General features: G+C 40.9%; 16 protein-coding genes. 10 read left to right on the top strand and 6 right to left on the bottom strand.

From position 1 onward, the window contains the following. Nucleotides 1-146: 146 nt before the first annotated feature. Entirely contained in the window at nt 147-1,901 is a 1,755-nt protein-coding gene (menD, locus tag IQ274_RS06020) for a 2-succinyl-5-enolpyruvyl-6-hydroxy-3-cyclohexene-1-carboxylic-acid synthase (RefSeq protein ID WP_194141691.1), read from the bottom strand. Between the two features lie 160 nt (nt 1,902-2,061). Here menD and folB point away from each other — a divergent pair, with 160 nt between their 5' ends. From folB to IQ274_RS06005, 3 genes are all read left to right on the top strand, one after another. Further along, nucleotides 2,062-2,430, top strand: a complete 369-nt coding sequence (folB, locus tag IQ274_RS06015; protein WP_163936207.1) for a dihydroneopterin aldolase — start codon at nt 2,062-2,064, stop codon at nt 2,428-2,430. 915 nt (nt 2,431-3,345) lie between these two features. Next, on the top strand, nt 3,346-4,629 hold the full coding sequence (locus IQ274_RS06010; protein WP_163938799.1) for a diguanylate cyclase domain-containing protein: 1,284 nt from the start codon (nt 3,346-3,348) through the stop codon (nt 4,627-4,629). 71 nt (nt 4,630-4,700) lie between these two features. Further along, nucleotides 4,701-5,261, top strand: coding sequence for a sugar O-acetyltransferase (locus IQ274_RS06005; RefSeq protein ID WP_194141690.1), 561 nt, complete (start codon nt 4,701-4,703; stop codon nt 5,259-5,261). A gap of 3 nt (nt 5,262-5,264) precedes the next feature. On the opposite strand, the gene IQ274_RS06000 is transcribed toward IQ274_RS06005, so the two are convergent. Beyond that, nucleotides 5,265-5,645, bottom strand: coding sequence for a calcium-binding protein (locus tag IQ274_RS06000; RefSeq protein WP_163938782.1), 381 nt, complete (start codon nt 5,643-5,645; stop codon nt 5,265-5,267). Between the two features lie 338 nt (nt 5,646-5,983). Continuing rightward, on the bottom strand, nt 5,984-6,967 hold the full coding sequence (locus IQ274_RS05995; RefSeq protein ID WP_163938780.1) for a DUF1517 domain-containing protein: 984 nt from the start codon (nt 6,965-6,967) through the stop codon (nt 5,984-5,986). 883 nt (nt 6,968-7,850) lie between these two features. On the opposite strand from IQ274_RS05995, the gene IQ274_RS05990 reads away from it, so the two are divergent. Beyond that, nucleotides 7,851-9,083 (top strand): glycosyltransferase family 4 protein, encoded by a 1,233-nt coding sequence (locus tag IQ274_RS05990; RefSeq protein ID WP_194141689.1) that lies wholly within the window; start codon nt 7,851-7,853, stop codon nt 9,081-9,083. 99 nt (nt 9,084-9,182) lie between these two features. Beyond that, on the top strand, nt 9,183-10,085 hold the full coding sequence (gene blaOXA, locus IQ274_RS05985) for a class D beta-lactamase (protein WP_228058054.1): 903 nt from the start codon (nt 9,183-9,185) through the stop codon (nt 10,083-10,085). Here the strand turns inward: blaOXA and thiS are convergent. Together thiS and IQ274_RS05975 are read right to left on the bottom strand one after the other, a co-directional pair. Continuing rightward, on the bottom strand, nt 10,082-10,294 hold the full coding sequence (gene thiS, locus IQ274_RS05980; RefSeq protein ID WP_012410328.1) for a sulfur carrier protein ThiS: 213 nt from the start codon (nt 10,292-10,294) through the stop codon (nt 10,082-10,084). The genes blaOXA and thiS overlap by 4 nt on opposite strands. 125 nt (nt 10,295-10,419) lie before the next feature. Next, nucleotides 10,420-11,535 (bottom strand): thiamine phosphate synthase, encoded by a 1,116-nt coding sequence (locus tag IQ274_RS05975; protein ID WP_194141688.1) that lies wholly within the window; start codon nt 11,533-11,535, stop codon nt 10,420-10,422. 408 nt (nt 11,536-11,943) lie between these two features. Between IQ274_RS05975 and IQ274_RS05970 the strand changes: the two genes are divergently transcribed. Both IQ274_RS05970 and IQ274_RS05965 read left to right on the top strand, forming a co-directional pair. Then, nucleotides 11,944-12,084, top strand: a complete 141-nt coding sequence (locus IQ274_RS05970) for a hypothetical protein (protein ID WP_163932787.1) — start codon at nt 11,944-11,946, stop codon at nt 12,082-12,084. Nucleotides 12,085-12,155: 71 nt separating this feature from the next. Further along, on the top strand, nt 12,156-14,036 hold the full coding sequence (locus IQ274_RS05965; RefSeq protein WP_194141687.1) for a DUF1565 domain-containing protein: 1,881 nt from the start codon (nt 12,156-12,158) through the stop codon (nt 14,034-14,036). An 88-nt stretch (nt 14,037-14,124) separates the two neighbouring features. On the opposite strand, the gene IQ274_RS05960 is transcribed toward IQ274_RS05965, so the two are convergent. Beyond that, on the bottom strand, nt 14,125-15,354 hold the full coding sequence (locus IQ274_RS05960; protein ID WP_194141686.1) for a TetR family transcriptional regulator: 1,230 nt from the start codon (nt 15,352-15,354) through the stop codon (nt 14,125-14,127). Between the two features lie 173 nt (nt 15,355-15,527). Between IQ274_RS05960 and IQ274_RS05955 the strand changes: the two genes are divergently transcribed. The 3 genes from IQ274_RS05955 to dusB all read left to right on the top strand — a co-directional run bounded on the left by IQ274_RS05955 (nt 15,528) and on the right by dusB (nt 18,470). Continuing rightward, a complete protein-coding gene (locus IQ274_RS05955) occupies nt 15,528-16,385 on the top strand; it encodes an acyl-CoA desaturase (protein WP_163932778.1) in 858 nt (285 codons plus the stop codon). 119 nt (nt 16,386-16,504) lie between these two features. Then, the gene (locus IQ274_RS05950) at nt 16,505-17,338 is read left to right on the top strand and encodes an Rpn family recombination-promoting nuclease/putative transposase (RefSeq protein ID WP_194141685.1); all 834 of its coding nucleotides are present in this window, start codon (nt 16,505-16,507) and stop codon (nt 17,336-17,338) included. Nucleotides 17,339-17,414: 76 nt separating this feature from the next. After that, on the top strand, nt 17,415-18,470 hold the full coding sequence (gene dusB / locus IQ274_RS05945; RefSeq protein WP_163932772.1) for a tRNA dihydrouridine synthase DusB: 1,056 nt from the start codon (nt 17,415-17,417) through the stop codon (nt 18,468-18,470). The last annotated feature ends 204 nt before the right edge of the window (nt 18,471-18,674 follow it).

Genomic DNA, 18,674 nt, shown 5'->3' with positions numbered 1-18,674 from the left:
TATTATGAGCAAATAAGTATGAATATCCTAAACTGGTGCGCTATGAAAAAAGACCTTATATAATCAGGGTCTTTTTTCATAAAATATTTCTAATAATTAAGTTAAAACTATTTCATCCCACTATTCAACAATACCTAATGAGATTATTAAATTGTAATCTCCGCCGCGAACTTTATTAAATTTTCCTGTCGCCACTTAGCATCTAGTTTGCGATTCGTCCGCAACTCTAAAACTCTAATCCCCTTAGTTGGTAGTGAGTTTAATCTTTGCTGCAACTGCTCCCAAGAAGTAATCAATTCATGCTGCACATTATAAGTAGCGCACAACTGGGCAAAATCAATATCCTGGGGAGTGCCAAAAAATTCTTCAAATGGGGGGTCAAACTTGGCAATGGGTAACATTTCAAAAATACCACCGCCATTGTTGTTAATTAATACAATTGTGAGATGCCCAACAAACTTATTGCGGATTAAAAAACCATTGGTATCATGCAACAGGGCTAAATCTCCTGTTAACATCACACTACTTTGCTGGCGATGGGCAGTTCCTAAAGCTGTGGATAATGTGCCATCAATGCCATTTGCACCCCGGTTAAAGTGCGATCGCACTCCTAAATTATTCGGTTTCCAGAAATATTCCACATCCCGCACAGGCATACTATTGGCAATAAATAAAGGCGTTCCTGGCGGTAAAATCTGAGAAATTAACCACGCTGCTTTACTCTCAATGATTTCATCTATTTTCCCCATCGTCTGATCAACAACTAATCTGACCTTCGCTTCCGCATCACACCATTGCTTTCCATAGTCTGAACAGAAAGATAAATTTATCTCCTCTACTTTTATATCTTCTACAGATATCCGTAAATGCGTCGTCCTCCCGTGCAAAGGGTCAAGGTTTTGGTCACTAGGATCAATTACCCAGCGTCGGGGTTGCGTTGCATCTATCCAAGTACGCAGTTCTTTACTCGTAGGCATTTCACCCACCTGAATCACCATTTCGGGCGCTAACTGCTTTGCTAGTTGCTGATTTCGCAAAATCAAGTCATAAGTGGAAATTAAATAAGGGTTGAGTTCGGCATAATTTCTGACTGGGGAAAGTCCCTCTGCTAGCACTGGCCATTTGAGAGTTTGAGAAAGTTGTGCGATCGCTCTACAATACTCTTCTGGTTGCGACGGTTGGGCAACACCTGCGATGATGATACCGCGATCGCATTCTTTCCATAGTTGGGGAATGGGGAATGAGGAATGGGGAATGGGAGATGAGTTTGCTATTCCTACAAAGAAGTCTTCTGATTCAAACAGTGATTGCAAATAACTCAAGTCGGTTCCATCAGGAACAGGCGCTAAAGGATCGCGAAAGGGAATATTCAAATGTACTGGCCCCTTTGTAGGAGTTTGCGCTCTTTCCCAGCTATGAATTACTGTTTGTCGCAGATAAGCTAGCATTCCCAGATCGGCGGAGGGTAAGGCTAACTCTGTTTGCCAATTTGGGTAGTTTCCATATAATCTCAACTGGTCTACGGTTTGCCCAGAGTGACAATCTCGCAATTCTGGCGGTCTATCGGTAGTTAGTATCAATAGTGGGACGCGACTATATGAGGCTTCAATAACTGCTGAATAAAAATTTGCTCCTGCTGTACCAGAGGTACAAACTAGTACCACAGGGCGACCGGTTGCTTGAGCTTGTCCCAAGGCGAAAAAGGCGGCTGAACGTTCATCGAGAATGGAAATCGCTTCTATCTCAGGTGCTTGTTGAGCAAAGGCTATTGCTAAGGGTGTGGAGCGTGAGCCAGGACAAATGATGGCACAAGTCAATCCCAACCGCTTTAGTGTCTCTGTTAAAATGTAAGCCCAAAGTTGATTAACATTCCTATAAGCGATCGGCATTAAATCAAACATAGCTATAAAACAATCTGAAATTTTAGATTTTGTTTAGGGAAATTTAATTTAAAATCCATCTGGGAAAGTTTGGTGAAAAGAAGTCCAAGGGAGGGAAGCCGATCCTCGATACTTTCTTGCTCCACTTTCTACAAAATGCCCAATTTGCTCTCAAACTTTTATGGACTGCATTCATTTAACGGGAATTCGCTGCTATGGCTACACTGGGTATTTACCAGAAGAACAGGTGCTAGGACAATGGTTTGAGGTGGATGTGAGGTTATGGTTGGATATCTCCACAGCGGCCAAAACTGACGCGATCGAAGACACTTTAGATTATCGCAGCGTCATTAGCTTGATACAACATCTGGTCAAAACGTCTAAGTTTGCTTTGGTGGAGAAATTGGTAGCAACGATCGCAGATTCTATTCTCCAAGAGTGCGATCGTGTAACACAAGTCCAAGTCATTCTGAGCAAACCTGCTGCACCTATTCCAGATTTTGGTGGCAAAATTAGCATTGAACTTACTAAAAGTAAGTCTAATCTCTAAAGCACAAAACGTGTTTTTTTTGTCAATATCTATAAACTAGCAAAAACAGGGGGTTTTTATGGAGCGCGGAAGTATCTCACAAAGAGAATCTTTCCTGCCATTGCCCCCAGCACTTGCTCGTTATCAAAAAACACTAAAAAAAATCATGTTATTTGCTGATAAGCATTTAACATGCATATTTTCAGTTAAAAAAATTTGTGATTTAGTATTAACTAAAACCTATAAATACTTTTAATTGATACTCTTTCATCCACAATTAAAAATTTCATAACAATTCTTTGCAAAACTGTAAGAAATCAAGATTGCTTGGTGAAACAAGGGGCAAAATCTCCTTGTTCTGAAACAACCTTACAGAATTAGTAATAAGACAGTTTGAGACGATAATTTGCATCCAGGCTGAGACAAATGCTATTTGTAGACAACGTTTTATTAAACTCTTTAATTCCAGATAACGATTAATTTTTAGTAGTATTATAATCAATCGATATTATCATATTACAATACAAGATACTATATTAATTTTTCCAACTTATTTGAAAGTGGTAGACTGTGATTTTATTAATTTTTATTCTTGATTAATTTTGACATAGATACTATACTTGATGTTTATTTTATTTAAGAAAATAATTGATTGCATATTGTTGAAAATAAATTTTTGATTGCTGGTAATTATATGGTAATTTACATTTTATGTTAATGACATGATATTAACTGCATACATTAATCACAATTAGCTTTGACAAACACAGAAATTATTGGAGGTTAATAACATGATGCTATTTGCTCATTAGTTAAGTATTTATATCAAGCAATACTACAGAGTAGTTAAAGATTGTTTATGATGAAATAAGAACTTTTGTATCGAGTTGATACTGACAACAAAAATCTGAACCCTAGCAAACAGGTTGTTTCACCATGTTCGCCCGCAAAATCCTAGTTGTTGAGGATGAAAAAATCATAGCCTCAAATATTAGAAAAAGTTTACAAAAATTAGGTTATTCCGTATCAGAAACTACTAAGTCTGGTGAAGAAGCAATAAAAAAGGTAGCAGAAACTCTTCCACATTTAGTATTAATTGATATCTGCCTAGCTGGGGAAATTGACGGTGTGAACGTAGCAGACATCATCCAGAATCACTTCCATGTACCTGTAGTATATTTAACAGAGTGTTCGGAATATAAAACATTATATGAAAACCAGCTAAGTGAGCCTTTTAATTACATAGTCAAACCATTTATTGAAAGTGATTTACATTTTGCGATTGAAATGGCTCTATACAAACATCAAAGCAAAAAAATATTATACGAAGAAAAACAAAGGCTGGCAGCAATTATTAATAGTATGAGCAGTGCAGTGATTGTGACTTATGCTGATGGTTGTATTCAAATGATGAATCCCATAGCAGAAATAATCACGGGCTGGAAGGAAAGTGAAGCGTTCGGTAAAGATTTAGTAGAAGTAGTTAACTTAGTTGACAAAGATGTAGGAGAAAAAATTGAAAACTTAGCCGCAGATGTAATCAAAACAGGTGAAATTTTGGATTTCCCAGAAAACTGTATACTGATTACCAAAGATGGCAAAGAGATAGCGATTGGGGATAAAGTTGCACCCATCCGCGATCGCAATGGTAATATCACTGGTGCAGTTTTAGTGTTTCAAGATATCACCAAACGCAAGCAGACAGAGGCACAATTGATCCGTAATGCGTTTTATGATGGGCTGACAGCATTACCAAATCGTGTTTTATTTCTAGACAGGCTCAGACAAACAATTGAGCGCAGCAAACGCAGAAGCGATTATTATTTTGCAGTTTTATTTTTGGATTTAGATGGTTTTAAAGATATTAACGATCGCTTTGGACATGGAATAGGGGATGAGTTTTTAGTAGCGATCGCTAGACGTTTAGAGTCCTGCTTACGTGGTGGTGATACTGTAGCCCGATTTGGTGGTGATGAGTTTACAGTTCTTTTAGAGGATATTAAAGACATTACCGACGCTACCAATGTTGCCAAACGGATTCAAGAATCGTTGCGATCGCCACTTAAGCTGAATGGATGTGAATTATCTACTACAGCTAGTATTGGTATTGCTTGGAATTTTAGTAGTTATGAGGAACCTGCAACTCTGCTACGGGATGCTGATATTGCTATGTACCGAGCTAAACGGCAGGGAAAAGCGACTTATGCCATATTTAGTTAAGGATAGAATATGTGCTAATTTAGTTGCTGCTAAGGTTATCGTATACAAACGAGAAGTCCCATAAGCCTGTTATGGAAAAAACCGAAAAACAGAAAATGCTCGCAGGCGAATTATATCTGGCGGAAGATCCAGAATTGGCTGCTGGAAATAAACGAGCTAGTCGTCTGTTGCGAAGGTACAATTCTACAACTGAAGAACAGCAAGAGCAACGGCAGCAAATTTTGCAAGAGTTATTTGGAAAGATAGGTGACAAAGTATCAATTGTGCCACCATTTCACTGTGATTATGGTAGTAATATTTTTGTCGGCGACAAATTGTATATGAACTATGGCTGTGTAATTTTAGACTGTAATACAGTTCACATTGGTGATAATGTATTATGCGCTCCTTATGTACAAATTTATACTGCTTATCATCCTGTAGAGCCAGAAATTCGCCTTTCTGGTAGAGAATTAGCTGCCCCAATAAACATTGGTAATAATGTCTGGATTGGTGGCAGTGCAATTATTTGTCCAGGTGTCACTATTGGCGATAACACAACCATTGGTGCTGGCAGTGTAGTTGTCAAAGATATACCTGAGAATGTTGTCGCTGCTGGTAATCCCTGCCGCGTCATTCGATATTTATCCTAGAGTTTAAAACTTGTATCCTCTGGCAATCCAATAGAGCCAGTCTGCGATCGCTTCTTGAGTTTCGCTGTCAGCATCAATGGCTGCTATTTCAGATAACTTTGCAGAATATACATCATCATCCTTACCATTAATGTAAGCTACTTCGACAAGCATATCTTTTAAACACTCATCATCTGGGGCCATTCCCAGCACTTCCACTTGTTTCTCCTCGGTAGAGCCTGATTTGCGTCCCTTCTTAGTCCATTTAGCCATAAAGGGAAAATTTAGAGTCTCTTCGAGGTAGTAGTACCAACCCATAGCTCGATCTTCTTTGTCTTCAGCATCTACAATGATCTCTGTTTTAATGCGATGCTCTCGGTTTTCGTCGGCTTCAACATTAGGCATAAGATAACGCTTTAGGTGTATAACATTTTGATAATATTACCAAAGTCTTGGCTAAGAATAATTTTTCTAAAAGATAGTTAAGTATATAGGGCTTACACATAATAGATCCCCCAAGCCCCTTTTTAAACAGCGCTTTGAGAGTTTCTCCCATTTTCAGAGAAGTTAGGGTGGATCGAGATTTTAGTTCTCAGTGCGTAATTCTTGGTATATCTAGGTTATACAAAAAACCGCTTGTTATTGACAAACGGTTTTCTAGTTATTGCACTCAATGAGGAACTTATTTGTTTCGCCAAGATGCCAAGTTCTTTAGTGGCAGTAAAGCGCGAAATTTTTAGAGGTTAAACAAGTCTCAAATCAGGATAATTTGCCAGTACATCATCAGATGTCAGCGTATCATTTTCAGCTTGTGGAGTCCAAAGTACTTCAATTGCCAGAAGTTTTTCGCTAGGGATACTACCAATTTGGCGCAAGGCTTGACGCAAATCATCAGCACTGTTAATCGCTGTGGGGATATCAAACTTGCCTAGTGTTGCCGCCAGCAAGGTGACGATAATGTATTCTCCAGGGCCTTCAGTAAATAGGCGGGTGGGGTTGTCTAGTTCACCAGCCTGGGGTAAAGCTTCTTTGGCAAGGGCTGCTTTTAGCTGGTTGTTGACGTTAGAAAGAGTTTCTTCGCTAAACTTGCTCCGTTCTGCCAGTGACAGCCGATTAAACTGACTTTCAGCTGAATTTAAACTGGCTTGTTGAGTGCCACCACCTGCATATACAAAGTATTCGGGATGGCGGAGTAAAGCTAGGCTGGCTTCTTGCAGAATTTCTGCTCTTCCCTCTGGGGTATTAGTATCAGCAGTTTCAGCAATGTGGTTGAGTTCATTTTGCAATTCACGGGCTTGAGCTAACAAACCTACTTGCAAACGAGTTACAGAAACAGGAGAGTTACTGCTGTAATCTGCTTCTGGTGTTTCACCGCCTGAGACACGGCGGAAAGTTTGCAATAAGAAATTAGCGATCGCAAAGAAAATTAAGATGCTAAATAGACCACCAAATCCTCCCCCAATACCCCAGAAAGGAAGTAGGAAGGGAAAGCCAAAACCACCACCAAAACCGCCACCAGGATAGTATCCGCCCCCGCCGGGAGGTGCATAAGTGCGCGGTGTATAGGTGCGGCTGGAAGGCGCTCTAAAAGAGCCACCACCGATTCGACCCCCACTGCGGGCCGCTAATGCTCCATCGGCGTGGCTAAGAACCAAAGTTAACACCAGTCCTAACGCTAAGAAGGTTTTTAACAGTGGTTTGCTGATTTGTTGTAGTTTTTTACGCATAATACAATCGCTTGGAAAACAGAATTTTTATGATTTATCTCCATGCTGGTAGGAGTTTTGCGGTTATGTCACTAACGCCAGTCCGTAACAAGCAAGCTTTGTAGCATTCATTTTTAAAGGCTACATATTCAATCTACCGCGTCTTATCTGGCGTATGCAGCGATCGCAGGGGGGATTTCTCGACTGGGGAACCGTACCTTAAGATATGTTCATCATCACAGAAATTTGTGATGTCTACGACGGGCTACGCCTACGGGCAATTTTGGCTATGTTTTAGACTGGGCACTTCGAGGCTACAGTTTTGGATTATACAGATGTTTCTCATTTCTCATGATTATTTTGACTAATTTTTTAATACTTCACCCTACTTGTTTTGTCAGAATCTAAAAGGATATCTCTCTATTTTAAGTAATATAAAGGACAGATATAGACCTGATGATTACGTATGTATAGTAGTGCGATAAGTAGGTGTGATGCTTATCAGTAGCACTAAGCAGACACAGATAGTTATTAAATACTTATCTAGGCTTTTGGCATTTTGGCACACCAGTCTAGACTATTCAAGATAGTCTAGTGAACGTAGGTAAGTTTCGTAATTTTTGCAACAGTTCTTCAGTGAGAAATTTGACTACATTGGACTACAAGTGCTAGATTTTATTTTATTGTCCATCATGCACAAAAATTCTCTAATGTTGAGAGTTTTGCCGCAAAAATAAAATCAACACAATAAAAAAACAATCTTGTTAGCTAATCTTCTAAAATAGCCTTCAGTTTTGTCTACCAGATTCGTTTTAAAAGAAATAAAATAATAATTATGGCTTGGAAAGTAATCCTAATTGTAAATAAATTCAAAATTATTTGAAGTAAATTTATCAACTTGGTTATGGAACATATTTCTCAACTAACAGCCGACATCAGAGACAAAGCTGCATACCCAGATATCCTAGTCATATCCCGGATATTCTTACCGAAAGAAGCTGTAATTGGAGAATATATGTATAATCGTTGTCTCCAAGATCCAGAACGAGTTATTGTGCTGGCGGCTAGTTGCTCAGGAGATAAAGTATTTGATGAAGGTCAACAATTTCCAGTATATCGCTGGTTTTATCCTAAATACTGGCGTAGTGGTTTTGTGGGAAATATCCTAAAGCCTTTTGTCAATATTGTCTGCTCATTTGTGCTAGCAATCAAACTCTATTTTCGCTATCACTACCGTTATATAGAGTGGGGCCACGGCTATGATTTTCCTTCACTGTTGCTATTGAGCTATTTGTTACCTATTCGCTTTTTTATCTATCTGCACGGTAATGATTTTCTTTGTACATTACACAATCCCGTGCTGCGATCGCTATTTAAATTGACACTTCATAGAGCCGAAGGTATTGTTTGTAACAGTTCTTATACGCAAGACTACCTCAGAACTGCTTTACGATTAGATACGCCTACTTACGTTATTAACCCAATAATCAGACCAGAAAAATTTGGTAACAATGTCGGGAGTCCCAGTAGCCTTGATGATTTGCGTGTTCGGGTGCGTCAGGCATACAACATTCCCGATTCAGCAATAGTTATTCTCTCTATAGGAAGGCTAGTAAAACATAAAGCTTTCGACCGAGTAATTGATAATATCCCACTATTGCTAACCTTTGGGGTCGATGTCCACTATATAATCTGCGGTGAAGGGCCAAGTGAATCGGAACTGAAATCTCTGGTGCATCGTTTGCGGGTAGATAAGTGCGTCCACTTTGCTGGATATGTGCCAGAGCGTGAATTAGCAGGTTATTATGCAGCTTGCGACATATTTGCCATGCTGACTTTATTAGATACTAAACCTAATAATATGGAAGGTTTTGGTATGGTTTATTTAGAAGCAAGTTACTTCGGTAAGCCGATCATTGCCCCTCGCTTAGGTGGTGTTCTAGACACAGTTCAGCATGAAGAAAATGGGATACTGGTTAATCCCAATTCTGGTTATGAAGTTTTTCAAGCTTTTAATCGGTTGTGCAAAGATCAACAGCTACGTGAGCAACTTGGCCGCAAAGGTAAAGAATTAGCCAAGCGTAGAACTCTTCATCGATCGCTTTACAAATCAGAGGGGAAAAACGCTATTTTGTGAGATAAATGCAGATGGAGTAGGGATGCACAGATGTTCATCTCCCCGCAAATGAGCAAGATTGCATTGTAAAATCTCCCTTGTGATTTTATTAAATATGCAATGAAAAATATCTTGTTTGGTATGTGGCAATCTCTTCGGCATTACCGAAGGCAAGCTGTTATATTTACAATTCTTGGATGTGTTGTGGTATTGAGTGTAATTAGCTTCCGAACAATGCCTATTGTGGCTCAACCAGCTTCAACCTCATCTGAACGTCCTGCTATGAAAGCGCCAAATTTTGGGCGACACTTTCAAGAATTTGGGCGTGAAGGCTCAATCTTGATTTACGACTCAAAAAATAACCGCACCTATGAACACAATCCTAAACGTAATACAACTGCCATCGCTCCAGCTTCGACATTCAAAATTTTTAACGCGCTGGTAGCTTTAGAAACAGGTGTAATTCCTGATGATGTGGCAGTTCTCACTTGGGATGGAATTCATCGAGATATCGATGCTTGGAATCATGATACGAATTTGCGTCAAGCCTTTAAAGATTCAACAGTTTGGTTCTATCAAGTACTAGCACGTAAGGCTGGATATGAACGGATGCAGCAATTTATTAATAAAGTAGGTTACGGAAATCGTCAGATTGGCACCGCCGCAGACATTGATCGTTTTTGGCTAGAACAGCAGCTATTGCAAATTACACCCCAAGAGCAAATTAAGTTTTTGCAACGGTTGTATCAAGGCGATTTGCCTTTCTCGCAACGGACAATGAATCTTGTCAAAGACATTATGGTACGCGAACAAACTCCAGACTACACACTGCGGGGAAAGACGGGATGGTTAACAAGTACCAAACCAAACGTTGGTTGGTTTGTGGGTTATTTAGAACAAAACAAAAACGTCTACTTTTTTGCAACAACCCTTGATATGTATAAACCAGAGGATGCACCCGTCCGCATCGAGATTACACGACGCAGCCTGAAAGATTTGGGCTTACTGGCTCACATCAACTAACCACCACCAACAATAGTTACTACTTCTAAGCGATCGCCTGGCTGCAATTTTGTTTGTGGCCAAAACTGACGATGTAAAATTTCGCCGTTATACTCCACAGCCACCAAGCGCGGGTTAAAACCCAACTCTTGGAGCAAATTGGGTAAAGAAGTTTGAAATGAGCAGCTATGGGTTTCCCCATTTACCTGAATCGTAATCTCATTAGACATAAATGTGGGAATGGGGAATGGGGAGTGGGGAATGGGGAGTGGGGAATTGGGAATTGGGAATGAGGAATGGTGAATTGGTTACTCACTTTGGGCTAATGACAAATGACAAATGACAAATGACTCTTTTAGAGTTCTGGCTTAATGCGATTGAGTTGGGAAAGCAAATATTGTGTTACTAGGGTAGGCTGTTCGGCTTGCATGAGCGATCGCACCACTGCTACACGTTTGGCTCCAGCATCGATCACATCATTAATATTATTGGCATCGATTCCGCCAATGGCAAACCAGGGAATTGAGCAATTCTTCGCAGCATAGCTGACATATTCTAAACCTGTTGCGGCCTTACCTACTTTCGTGGGAGTTTCATAAACTGGCCCCACGCCAATGTAATCTACACCTTCAGCAATTGCTCTTTGCATTTCTTCTTTATTGGTGGTAGAAAGACCTATCAGACGCTGGGAACCAAGTAATTGCCGAGCAATAGCAATAGGCATATCTTGTTGTCCCAGATGTACCCCATCTGCATCCACAGCTAAAGCTAGATCCACGCGATCGTTAACAATGAACAAAGCACCGTAGATATGGCATAACTGCTGGAGTTTTCTGGCTTGTTCCAAACGCAAAGAATCATCGGTGGTTTTGTCACGGTATTGTAGAAGCGTTAATCCCCCTTTAAGTGCAGCTTCGACGTTATTCAACAAATTTTCATTCGGGGAAGTAACAAGATACAAATGCGATCGCCACAACAATTGATGGCGCTGATGACCCATTAAACTACTTTCTAGGGTATAAACCTGATAGCGCATCTGCTTACAAGCTTTAGCTATATTTGGCTGATAAAGCTTGCTGTATTCTTCCAACACCCGCAATGCTTCTTCGACACGGCAAAAGTTAGCTTGCAATACTGATTTTATACTAGCTCGTTCTTCTTCTTGAGGATGAGTTAACTCAGTCCCAGGATCGCCTGGTGTGTCTCGCGCCGCTCGTAATTCCGGGGTATGCCACTTGGCTAATTCTTGTCGCAGACGCTTGCATTCAAGAGCTAACTGGGCATTATTCAAGCCAAACCGACACCATTCTTCAATAATTCGCAACCCTTCACGAGCGCGGTCTAAATTGGCATCTAAAATGCGATAGACAACTTGCTGTACTTGCTCTTTTTGGCTGTATGGCTCGACCATTACAACAACCCCGTTAGTGCTTTCATCAAAATGTGAATTATCATATCTCTTAGTAACCATAAGTCAATTAATTTGCTTTTTTTACTCAATTTTTGCCGAATATACGCGAAAAAGCGTAGTAATGAGGGTTACAATAAATTATCCCATGTTCTTATATGCAGTGATAAGGGTAGTTTGAGGCTACAGTTTTGCACTAAGGTTAGTCAAGTATTTTAGGGTGAACAACGAGCTTACAAAGGACTAGCCCAAAGGGATACATTAGAAAATCTCCAATGGGCAAATTAGATTGAGACTGCATAGATACCAATACTGCTCGGGTAAAGCATTTTTAACTCGGAATTGGGTTTGGGGAAAAGGTTAAAGGGTAAAGGTTAAAGGTTTTTTCTTTCCCCTTTTCCCCAAAACCCGACAAGTATTGGCATAGATACTATTGAGATAGTGTTTGTCTTTCGAGGAAGAATTTTTGGCGTGAGTCCTGAATTACAAGCTCTTTTAGGGTCAGGGTATTTGGGCGATCGCGTAGCGTGTCTTTTAGAGCAAGGTATTCTCGAACAGACACAATATCATTTATTACCCTGTATTAAAAATCGCCAATCGGTCAATATGTGAGTAATATTATCGACATAATACTCTCTAAGAGTATAAGAATTTATTGTTACTTCTAAGGAGTTGTGTTAAATATGATTCACTACCGTGTGTTTCCTAAGTACCGTAGAGTAGATATTATGCTTGTAAAGCTGAAGTTTCTGGAATCAGCAAGACTTTTATTTTTTAGTTTATCGGTATTATCTTTTACCGTAGGAATGGGAGCGACAAGTATGACGTTCCTGGATAATGCCATCGCTCAGATGCCATCAACACCAAATTCAGCACCTCTAGGTGAGACAAAAAATTCTCAGGCTAACGTGCTGTTTGTTAACCCAAATGGTGGAAATGACGGCGCAGGTAATGGTAGCGAATCTGCTCCTGTGAAAACGATTACCCATGCGTTGCGATTAGCTAACCCCAATACTGTAATTATGCTCTCCACTGGCACTTATAGCGCCGAGACAGGAGAGGAATTTCCCTTAATGCTGAAACCGGGTGTTTCAATTCAAGGCAACCCTAGCAATCAAGGTAAGGATATTATCATTCAGGGAGGCGGTGATTACCTGAGTCGGAGCTTTGGCGGTCAAAATGTCACAATTGTGGGGGCAAACCAAGCCTTGCTCACTGGGGTAACGGTGACGAATTCCAATCGCCGAGGTTACGGTTTATGGATTGAATCTAGCGATCCGGTAATCGCGGAAAATACATTTATCGGCAGTACCCAAGATGGGATTTCTGTCAGTGGTAATGCTGCACCTACCATTAGCAAGAATTACTTCGATCGCAATGGAGCCAATGGCATGACAATTGCCGGGAATTCCAGTCCCCAAGTGAAAGAAAATGTCTTTCACCAAACGGGTTTTGGCATTAATATTGCCCAAAATGCCGCTCCGATAGTTATAGGCAATCAAATTCAGAACAATAGATCGGGAATTGTGGTGCAAGCAAAGGCCCACCCGATTTTACGGAATAATATTATTCAAGATAATAAAGAAGATGGTCTAGTTGCGATCGCTCAAGCAATGCCAGATTTGGGTAGTGCATCTGAACCTGGGGGTAATCAATTTCAAAATAATGCCCGTTACGACATTAACGCCAGCGCTGCTAAACAGGTGATTTCTGCTGGCGGTAATAATCTTGTGAGTGATCGCATCACTGGCAAGGTAGATATTAACGGGACAATAGCACTAGCAGCACAAAATTCTCAATCGACTCCCAATAATGTGTTACGAGAAGTACCACCAACTGGGGAAATCACCTTCTCGGCTCCCGAAATCTCTGAAACTACTAATAGGCAAAACAGCAACAGTATTTCAGCAAATAATCCTGTTTCTACACAATTAAACAGTCAACAGCTGCCATTAGTGCCAGCTAAGGTTCCACTTTCCACGCTTGTATCCAATCAACAGCAACCCACATCTAAAGTTGCTGGATTTCCGACTCCTAGCAGCTTGTCGGCGAGACAAATACCAACTAACACTCAAATTGCAACTTCCAGTTCAGCACAGCCGCCTAATACACCACAGTTAAATTATGTGCGGATTGATCCTAATACGATTGAATTTACTGCCCCTGAGTACCCATCCAATTCAGTTGCCAGCACAAGGAATCAAACACAGCAGCCATTGCCAATACTAGAAGCTACTGCCCCAAATGCGTCAGCACTTTTACCACTTCCCAATCAGAATATCCCTATGGGTAATGCTCGGAATATGCAAACAAGTTCTGAAAGTATTCCTTATGCTAGTAAATCTGCAACACAATTCGGTATCCGTTATCGCGTAGTAGTTCCACTTCTAACTGATAGGGATCAAAACTTAGTGCGATCGCTTGCTCCTGGTGCATTTCCCACAGTTTGGGAAGGTCAAAGAGTTATGCAAGCAGGAGTATTTAGCAGTGAATATAACGCTAAAGAAATGCTCAAAACACTCTCTAGCAATGGTTTAAGAGCCATCATGGAACCGTTGAATTAAACAATTGATCGACACCAAAATGCTTACTGCCCTTGCATTGATTAATTTTTAATTTTTAATTTTTAATTTGTAATTGCTTAGGCGTACCCTATCCTGGCTTATGATCCAAACGGGTAGCTTGCTCTAGGGCAGCTTTTTCTTTGGCTCGGCGGACATAAGGTTGTAATTGGGAGCGATCGCAACCTGTTAAGATAATCAGGTTTTCCAAGGTGATTCCCCGCATTAACATTTCTACGCGCCAAGTTTGTTGTGCCTGAGCGATCGCTGGCGTTTGTCCTTGGGGAGTTAATAGTCCCTCACTCCATACTTGCCAACGTGTCTCAAGCTCTGATTCTGTCATGGGTTTACCTGTTTCATTTAAAAACATGGCTGTTTGAGTATCTTTACGACTTTTCAGCCATTTAATTAAGGGATTATTGGTAAAAGAACCGTAGCGTTTGCCCAAAATCCACTGATTTACCGGTACTTGACGAACAAATCCGGGGATTGTAATTTGCAGGAAGTGCCCTTGAGGATCGTAAATTTGGTGCGATCGCTCCAAGTTAATTATTTCTGTGGCGGATAACCCAGCCCCAAATAACACATAAGCCAAGGCATAATCTCGTACTCCCGATTTCCTGGCTTGTTGTAAAATTTCGTAAACTAAACTAGCTGGTAAATCAGCTACTTCTGTAGTGGCGAATCCTCCTTGTAAGCAGTTTATTGCTGATTCTGCTGAGGATGACATAGCTCCATGTAAAAACAACTCCACCAAATTTTCGAGAAAATCATCCCGATCCTCCCAAAGTTCGTGAAATTCGCTGGTGAACTCAATTACGGCATATCCCAAGATCATCCCATTTAGCAAACTAGCTAATTTTTCTGCTGGTAAATAAGTATTTAGGTGCCCTTGCTGGATTACAGTAGCTAAATACTGAGCTACATAACGGTTTGCCTCTGTGACTCCCCTGCCTAATGCGCGGCGATTTTCTGCCGGGAATTGGTCGGCTTCACCTACCACAGACCGGACAAACTCTGGCACTCGTTCTAATGCGTGCAAGCTGTCACTTGCATAATCTTTCAGAGCTTGGTACACATTGCCGGGAGGCGTTGCCCGCCGCACCAGCGATTCACCTAAATCCTTAAAGGCTGCGGACTCTTCCAGCACTGCTAAAAGCAGTCCATGCTTATTGCCAAAATTCCGAAATAAAGTCACTTCGTTGACTTCGGCTTTTTCTGCAATTTGGCGGGTTGTGGTAGCGCTAACTCCCTGAGCAGAAAACAACTCAAGTGCAGCTTGAATCAAGCGTTGACGAGTGGAAACGAGGTGAGACGACATAGAAAAATGCAAGTGGCACTTGCAGAGGTATCAGAGTTCTGCTAGCATAACAAATGTAAGTGATACTTGCTTTACTCAACTGTAACGAATTAGTATACAGTGCGGGTAAATCCCTTGTGGGGTGGCATCCGAGAAAAGGCAAATTGCTTCATCATCCATCAACAGGAATTTTTATGACCGCAAATTTTGGGGCGATCGCCCCTGAGAGAGGCAACTCACCTCGACTCAGTTGGACAAATGTAGTATTTTTTGCTACATTTCATGCTTTAGCACTTATGTCTCCTTGGTTCTTCTCCTGGCCAGCATTAGGTTTGCTAGTGTTTCTCCACTGGTTATTCGGGAGCATTGGTATTTGCCTGGGATATCATAGACTACTGAGCCATAAGAGTTTCCAAGTTCCGAAGTGGTTAGAGTATGCGATCGCCCTAATCGGAGCCCTAGCTTTGCAAGGTGGGCCAATTTTTTGGGTAGGTGGACACCGCCAGCATCACGCGCACACCGAAGATATCAATTTAGACCCCTACTCTGCTCAAAGAGGGTTTTGGTGGAGCCATATATTATGGATTTTTTACCCACGCCCAGAATTTTTTGACTATGACACCTATAAAAAATATGCCCCTGATTTAGCAAGACAACCCTTTTATTGTTGGTTAGATCGCTACTTCTTGCTATTGCAAATACCCTTCGCATTGCTCCTATATGGATTAGGAGGATGGCCTTTTGTATTCTACGGAGTGTTTCTCAGATGTGTCTTACTTTGGCACTCAACCTGGTTTGTGAACTCAGCATCACACCTTTGGGGTTATCGCACCTTTGATGCTAACGATGGCGCTCGTAATCTTTGGTGGGTATCCCTCGTAACTTATGGAGAAGGATGGCACAACAACCATCATACTTATCCCCACATGGCTAAATCTGGATTGTCTTGGTGGGAGATTGATGTTACTTGGTGGAGCATCCTATTTTTGCAGACTTTGGGTTTAGCCAAAAAAGTTGTTTCAAGTCCCCCTCAAGGTGCAACTCACGGCTAAATTGCAACTAAATAATGAATTTTGTTAAGCCGATTGCTTTCCGCAGTCGGTTTACTAATTTTTATCAGTAGTATTTCACGGTAAAATCTAACGGTTTAAATCACCGCACTACATCAAGCGTGAAAACTGACAGCATTTTTTACCGCCTTTTTCAAGAACTTCCTGGGATATTTTTTGAATTAATTGGTAATCCACCCCAAACCGCAGAGAGTTATAAATTCTCCTCAATTGAAATCAAGCAAACAACATTCCGTATAGATGGTGTTTTTCTCCCAACACAAGGGCAAGAAAATCCGATTTATTTTGTTGAAGTCCAGTTTCAAACCGACGCAGAAATTTATTCGCGCCTAATTTCAGAAATTTGTTTATACTTACGTCAAAATAAACCTAAAAATTCTTGGCGAGGAGTAGTTATCTATCCCAATCGCAGTTTAGATACAGCAGATATCAATAATTACAGCGAATTTTTCACTAGCAATCGTGTTACTCGCATTTATCTTAATGAATTGGGTGAAACTGCATCATTGCCAGTTGGAATTGCTACGATGAAATTAGTCGTGGATGAAGAGGAGACAGCAATTATAGCTGCTAGGCAGTTAATAGACAGAACTCAGCAAGAAATCAACTTTGAACCACAACGGCGGCAGTTACTAGAATTAATAGAGACAATTTTGGTTTATAAGTTTCCGACGATGAGTCGAAAGGAGATTGAAGGTATGTTTGGGCTAAGTGATTTGAAACAAACACGAGTTTATCAAGAAGGGAAGGAAGAAGGCAAGCAAGAAGGCAAGCAAGAGGGAAAACAAGAAGGAGCGCGTGAAGAAAAGTTTAGAATGATACCTTTGTTGTTGAGATTGGGATTGAGTTTTGAAGAAATGGCAAAAGAGTTAGGTTTGAGTTTAGAGGAAGTTGAGCAAGAAATGCAAAAACAGCCTCCAAGTCAGGATACCTAACCTACAATTAGCAATGCTCACAGATACCCATAAATAATCTTGTTATTTTCCATTCCCATAATTTTTAATTTTTTGTATGATTTCGCTTTCCCCGATTCTCCAAGCTAGACTTTCCCAACCCCTCAAAATTGGATCGTTTGAGGTAAAAAGTCGGGTTCTCCAGTCGCCTCTATCTGGAGTAACGGATATGGTGTTTCGCCGTCTCGTGCGTCGCTATGCGCCAGATTCGATGATGTATACCGAAATGGTGAATGCTACGGGATTGCATTATGTTAAGCAGTTACCCAAAATCATGGAGGTAGATCCCAACGAACGCCCAATTAGCGTTCAACTATTTGATTGCCGTCCCGATTTTTTGGCAGAAGCAGCAATAAAGGCAGTTGCAGAAGGTGCTGATACTGTTGATATTAATATGGGTTGCCCGGTAAATAAAATCACTAAAAATGGTGGCGGTTCTTCGTTGTTGCGGCAACCAGAAGTAGCAGAAGCAATTGTGCGGGAAGTGGTAAAAGCTGTTGATGTGCCTGTGACAGTAAAAACCCGTATTGGCTGGAATGACAACGAAATTACTATTCTCGATTTTGCCAAGCGGATGGAAGATGCAGGGGCACAAATGATCACAGTCCACGGACGCACCCGCGCCCAAGGATACAATGGCAATGCCCGTTGGGAATGGATTACTCGTGTAAAGGAAGTGCTTTCTATCCCCGTAATTGGGAATGGAGATATTTTTTCCGTTGAAGCGGCGGTGAAATGTTTAGAACAAACTGGTGCTGATGGTGTGATGTGTTCCCGTGGGACTTTGGGTTATCCGTTTTTGGTTGGAGAAATCGATCACTTCCTGAAAACTGGGGAGATATTACCGACACCTACCCCGATTCAGCGTTTGGAATGTGCAAGAGATCATTTACAAGCCTTGTGGGAATATAAAGGCGATCGCGGTGTGCGTCAAGCCCGTAAGCACATGACTTGGTATGCTAAGGGTTTCGTTGGTGCTGCCGAACTCCGAGGACAGCTAAGTTTAGTTGAAAAGGTAGATCAGGGTTTGGCAATGCTTGACCAAGCAATTGAAAAACTGACTAATGGTTATGAATTAGAGGAAGAAGCAGAAGGTAGTTTGGTAATGCTTTAAAAAGTTGATTTTATCACATAAATCTATGTCAACTAGAACACTTTTGATAGCGATTACCTGTGAGGTTGCATAGAATAAAGGGCTTAAGCGCCAAGTATTGCCAAGCCTGATTTTGTGCAGCTAGACGAATTCTTAGCTTGAAAATGAATGTAGAAATTTGATAAAAAAGCAGCTTCCAGGATGAATCTCCAAGAAGCTTCAAAC

Source organism: Nostoc sp. LEGE 12447, assembly GCF_015206985.1.
In the GTDB taxonomy this organism is placed as follows: Bacteria; Cyanobacteriota; Cyanobacteriia; order Cyanobacteriales; family Nostocaceae; genus Nostoc.
The sequence above is the reverse complement of the archived record's forward strand: the minus strand, read 5'-3'. Positions and strand labels throughout refer to the sequence as shown.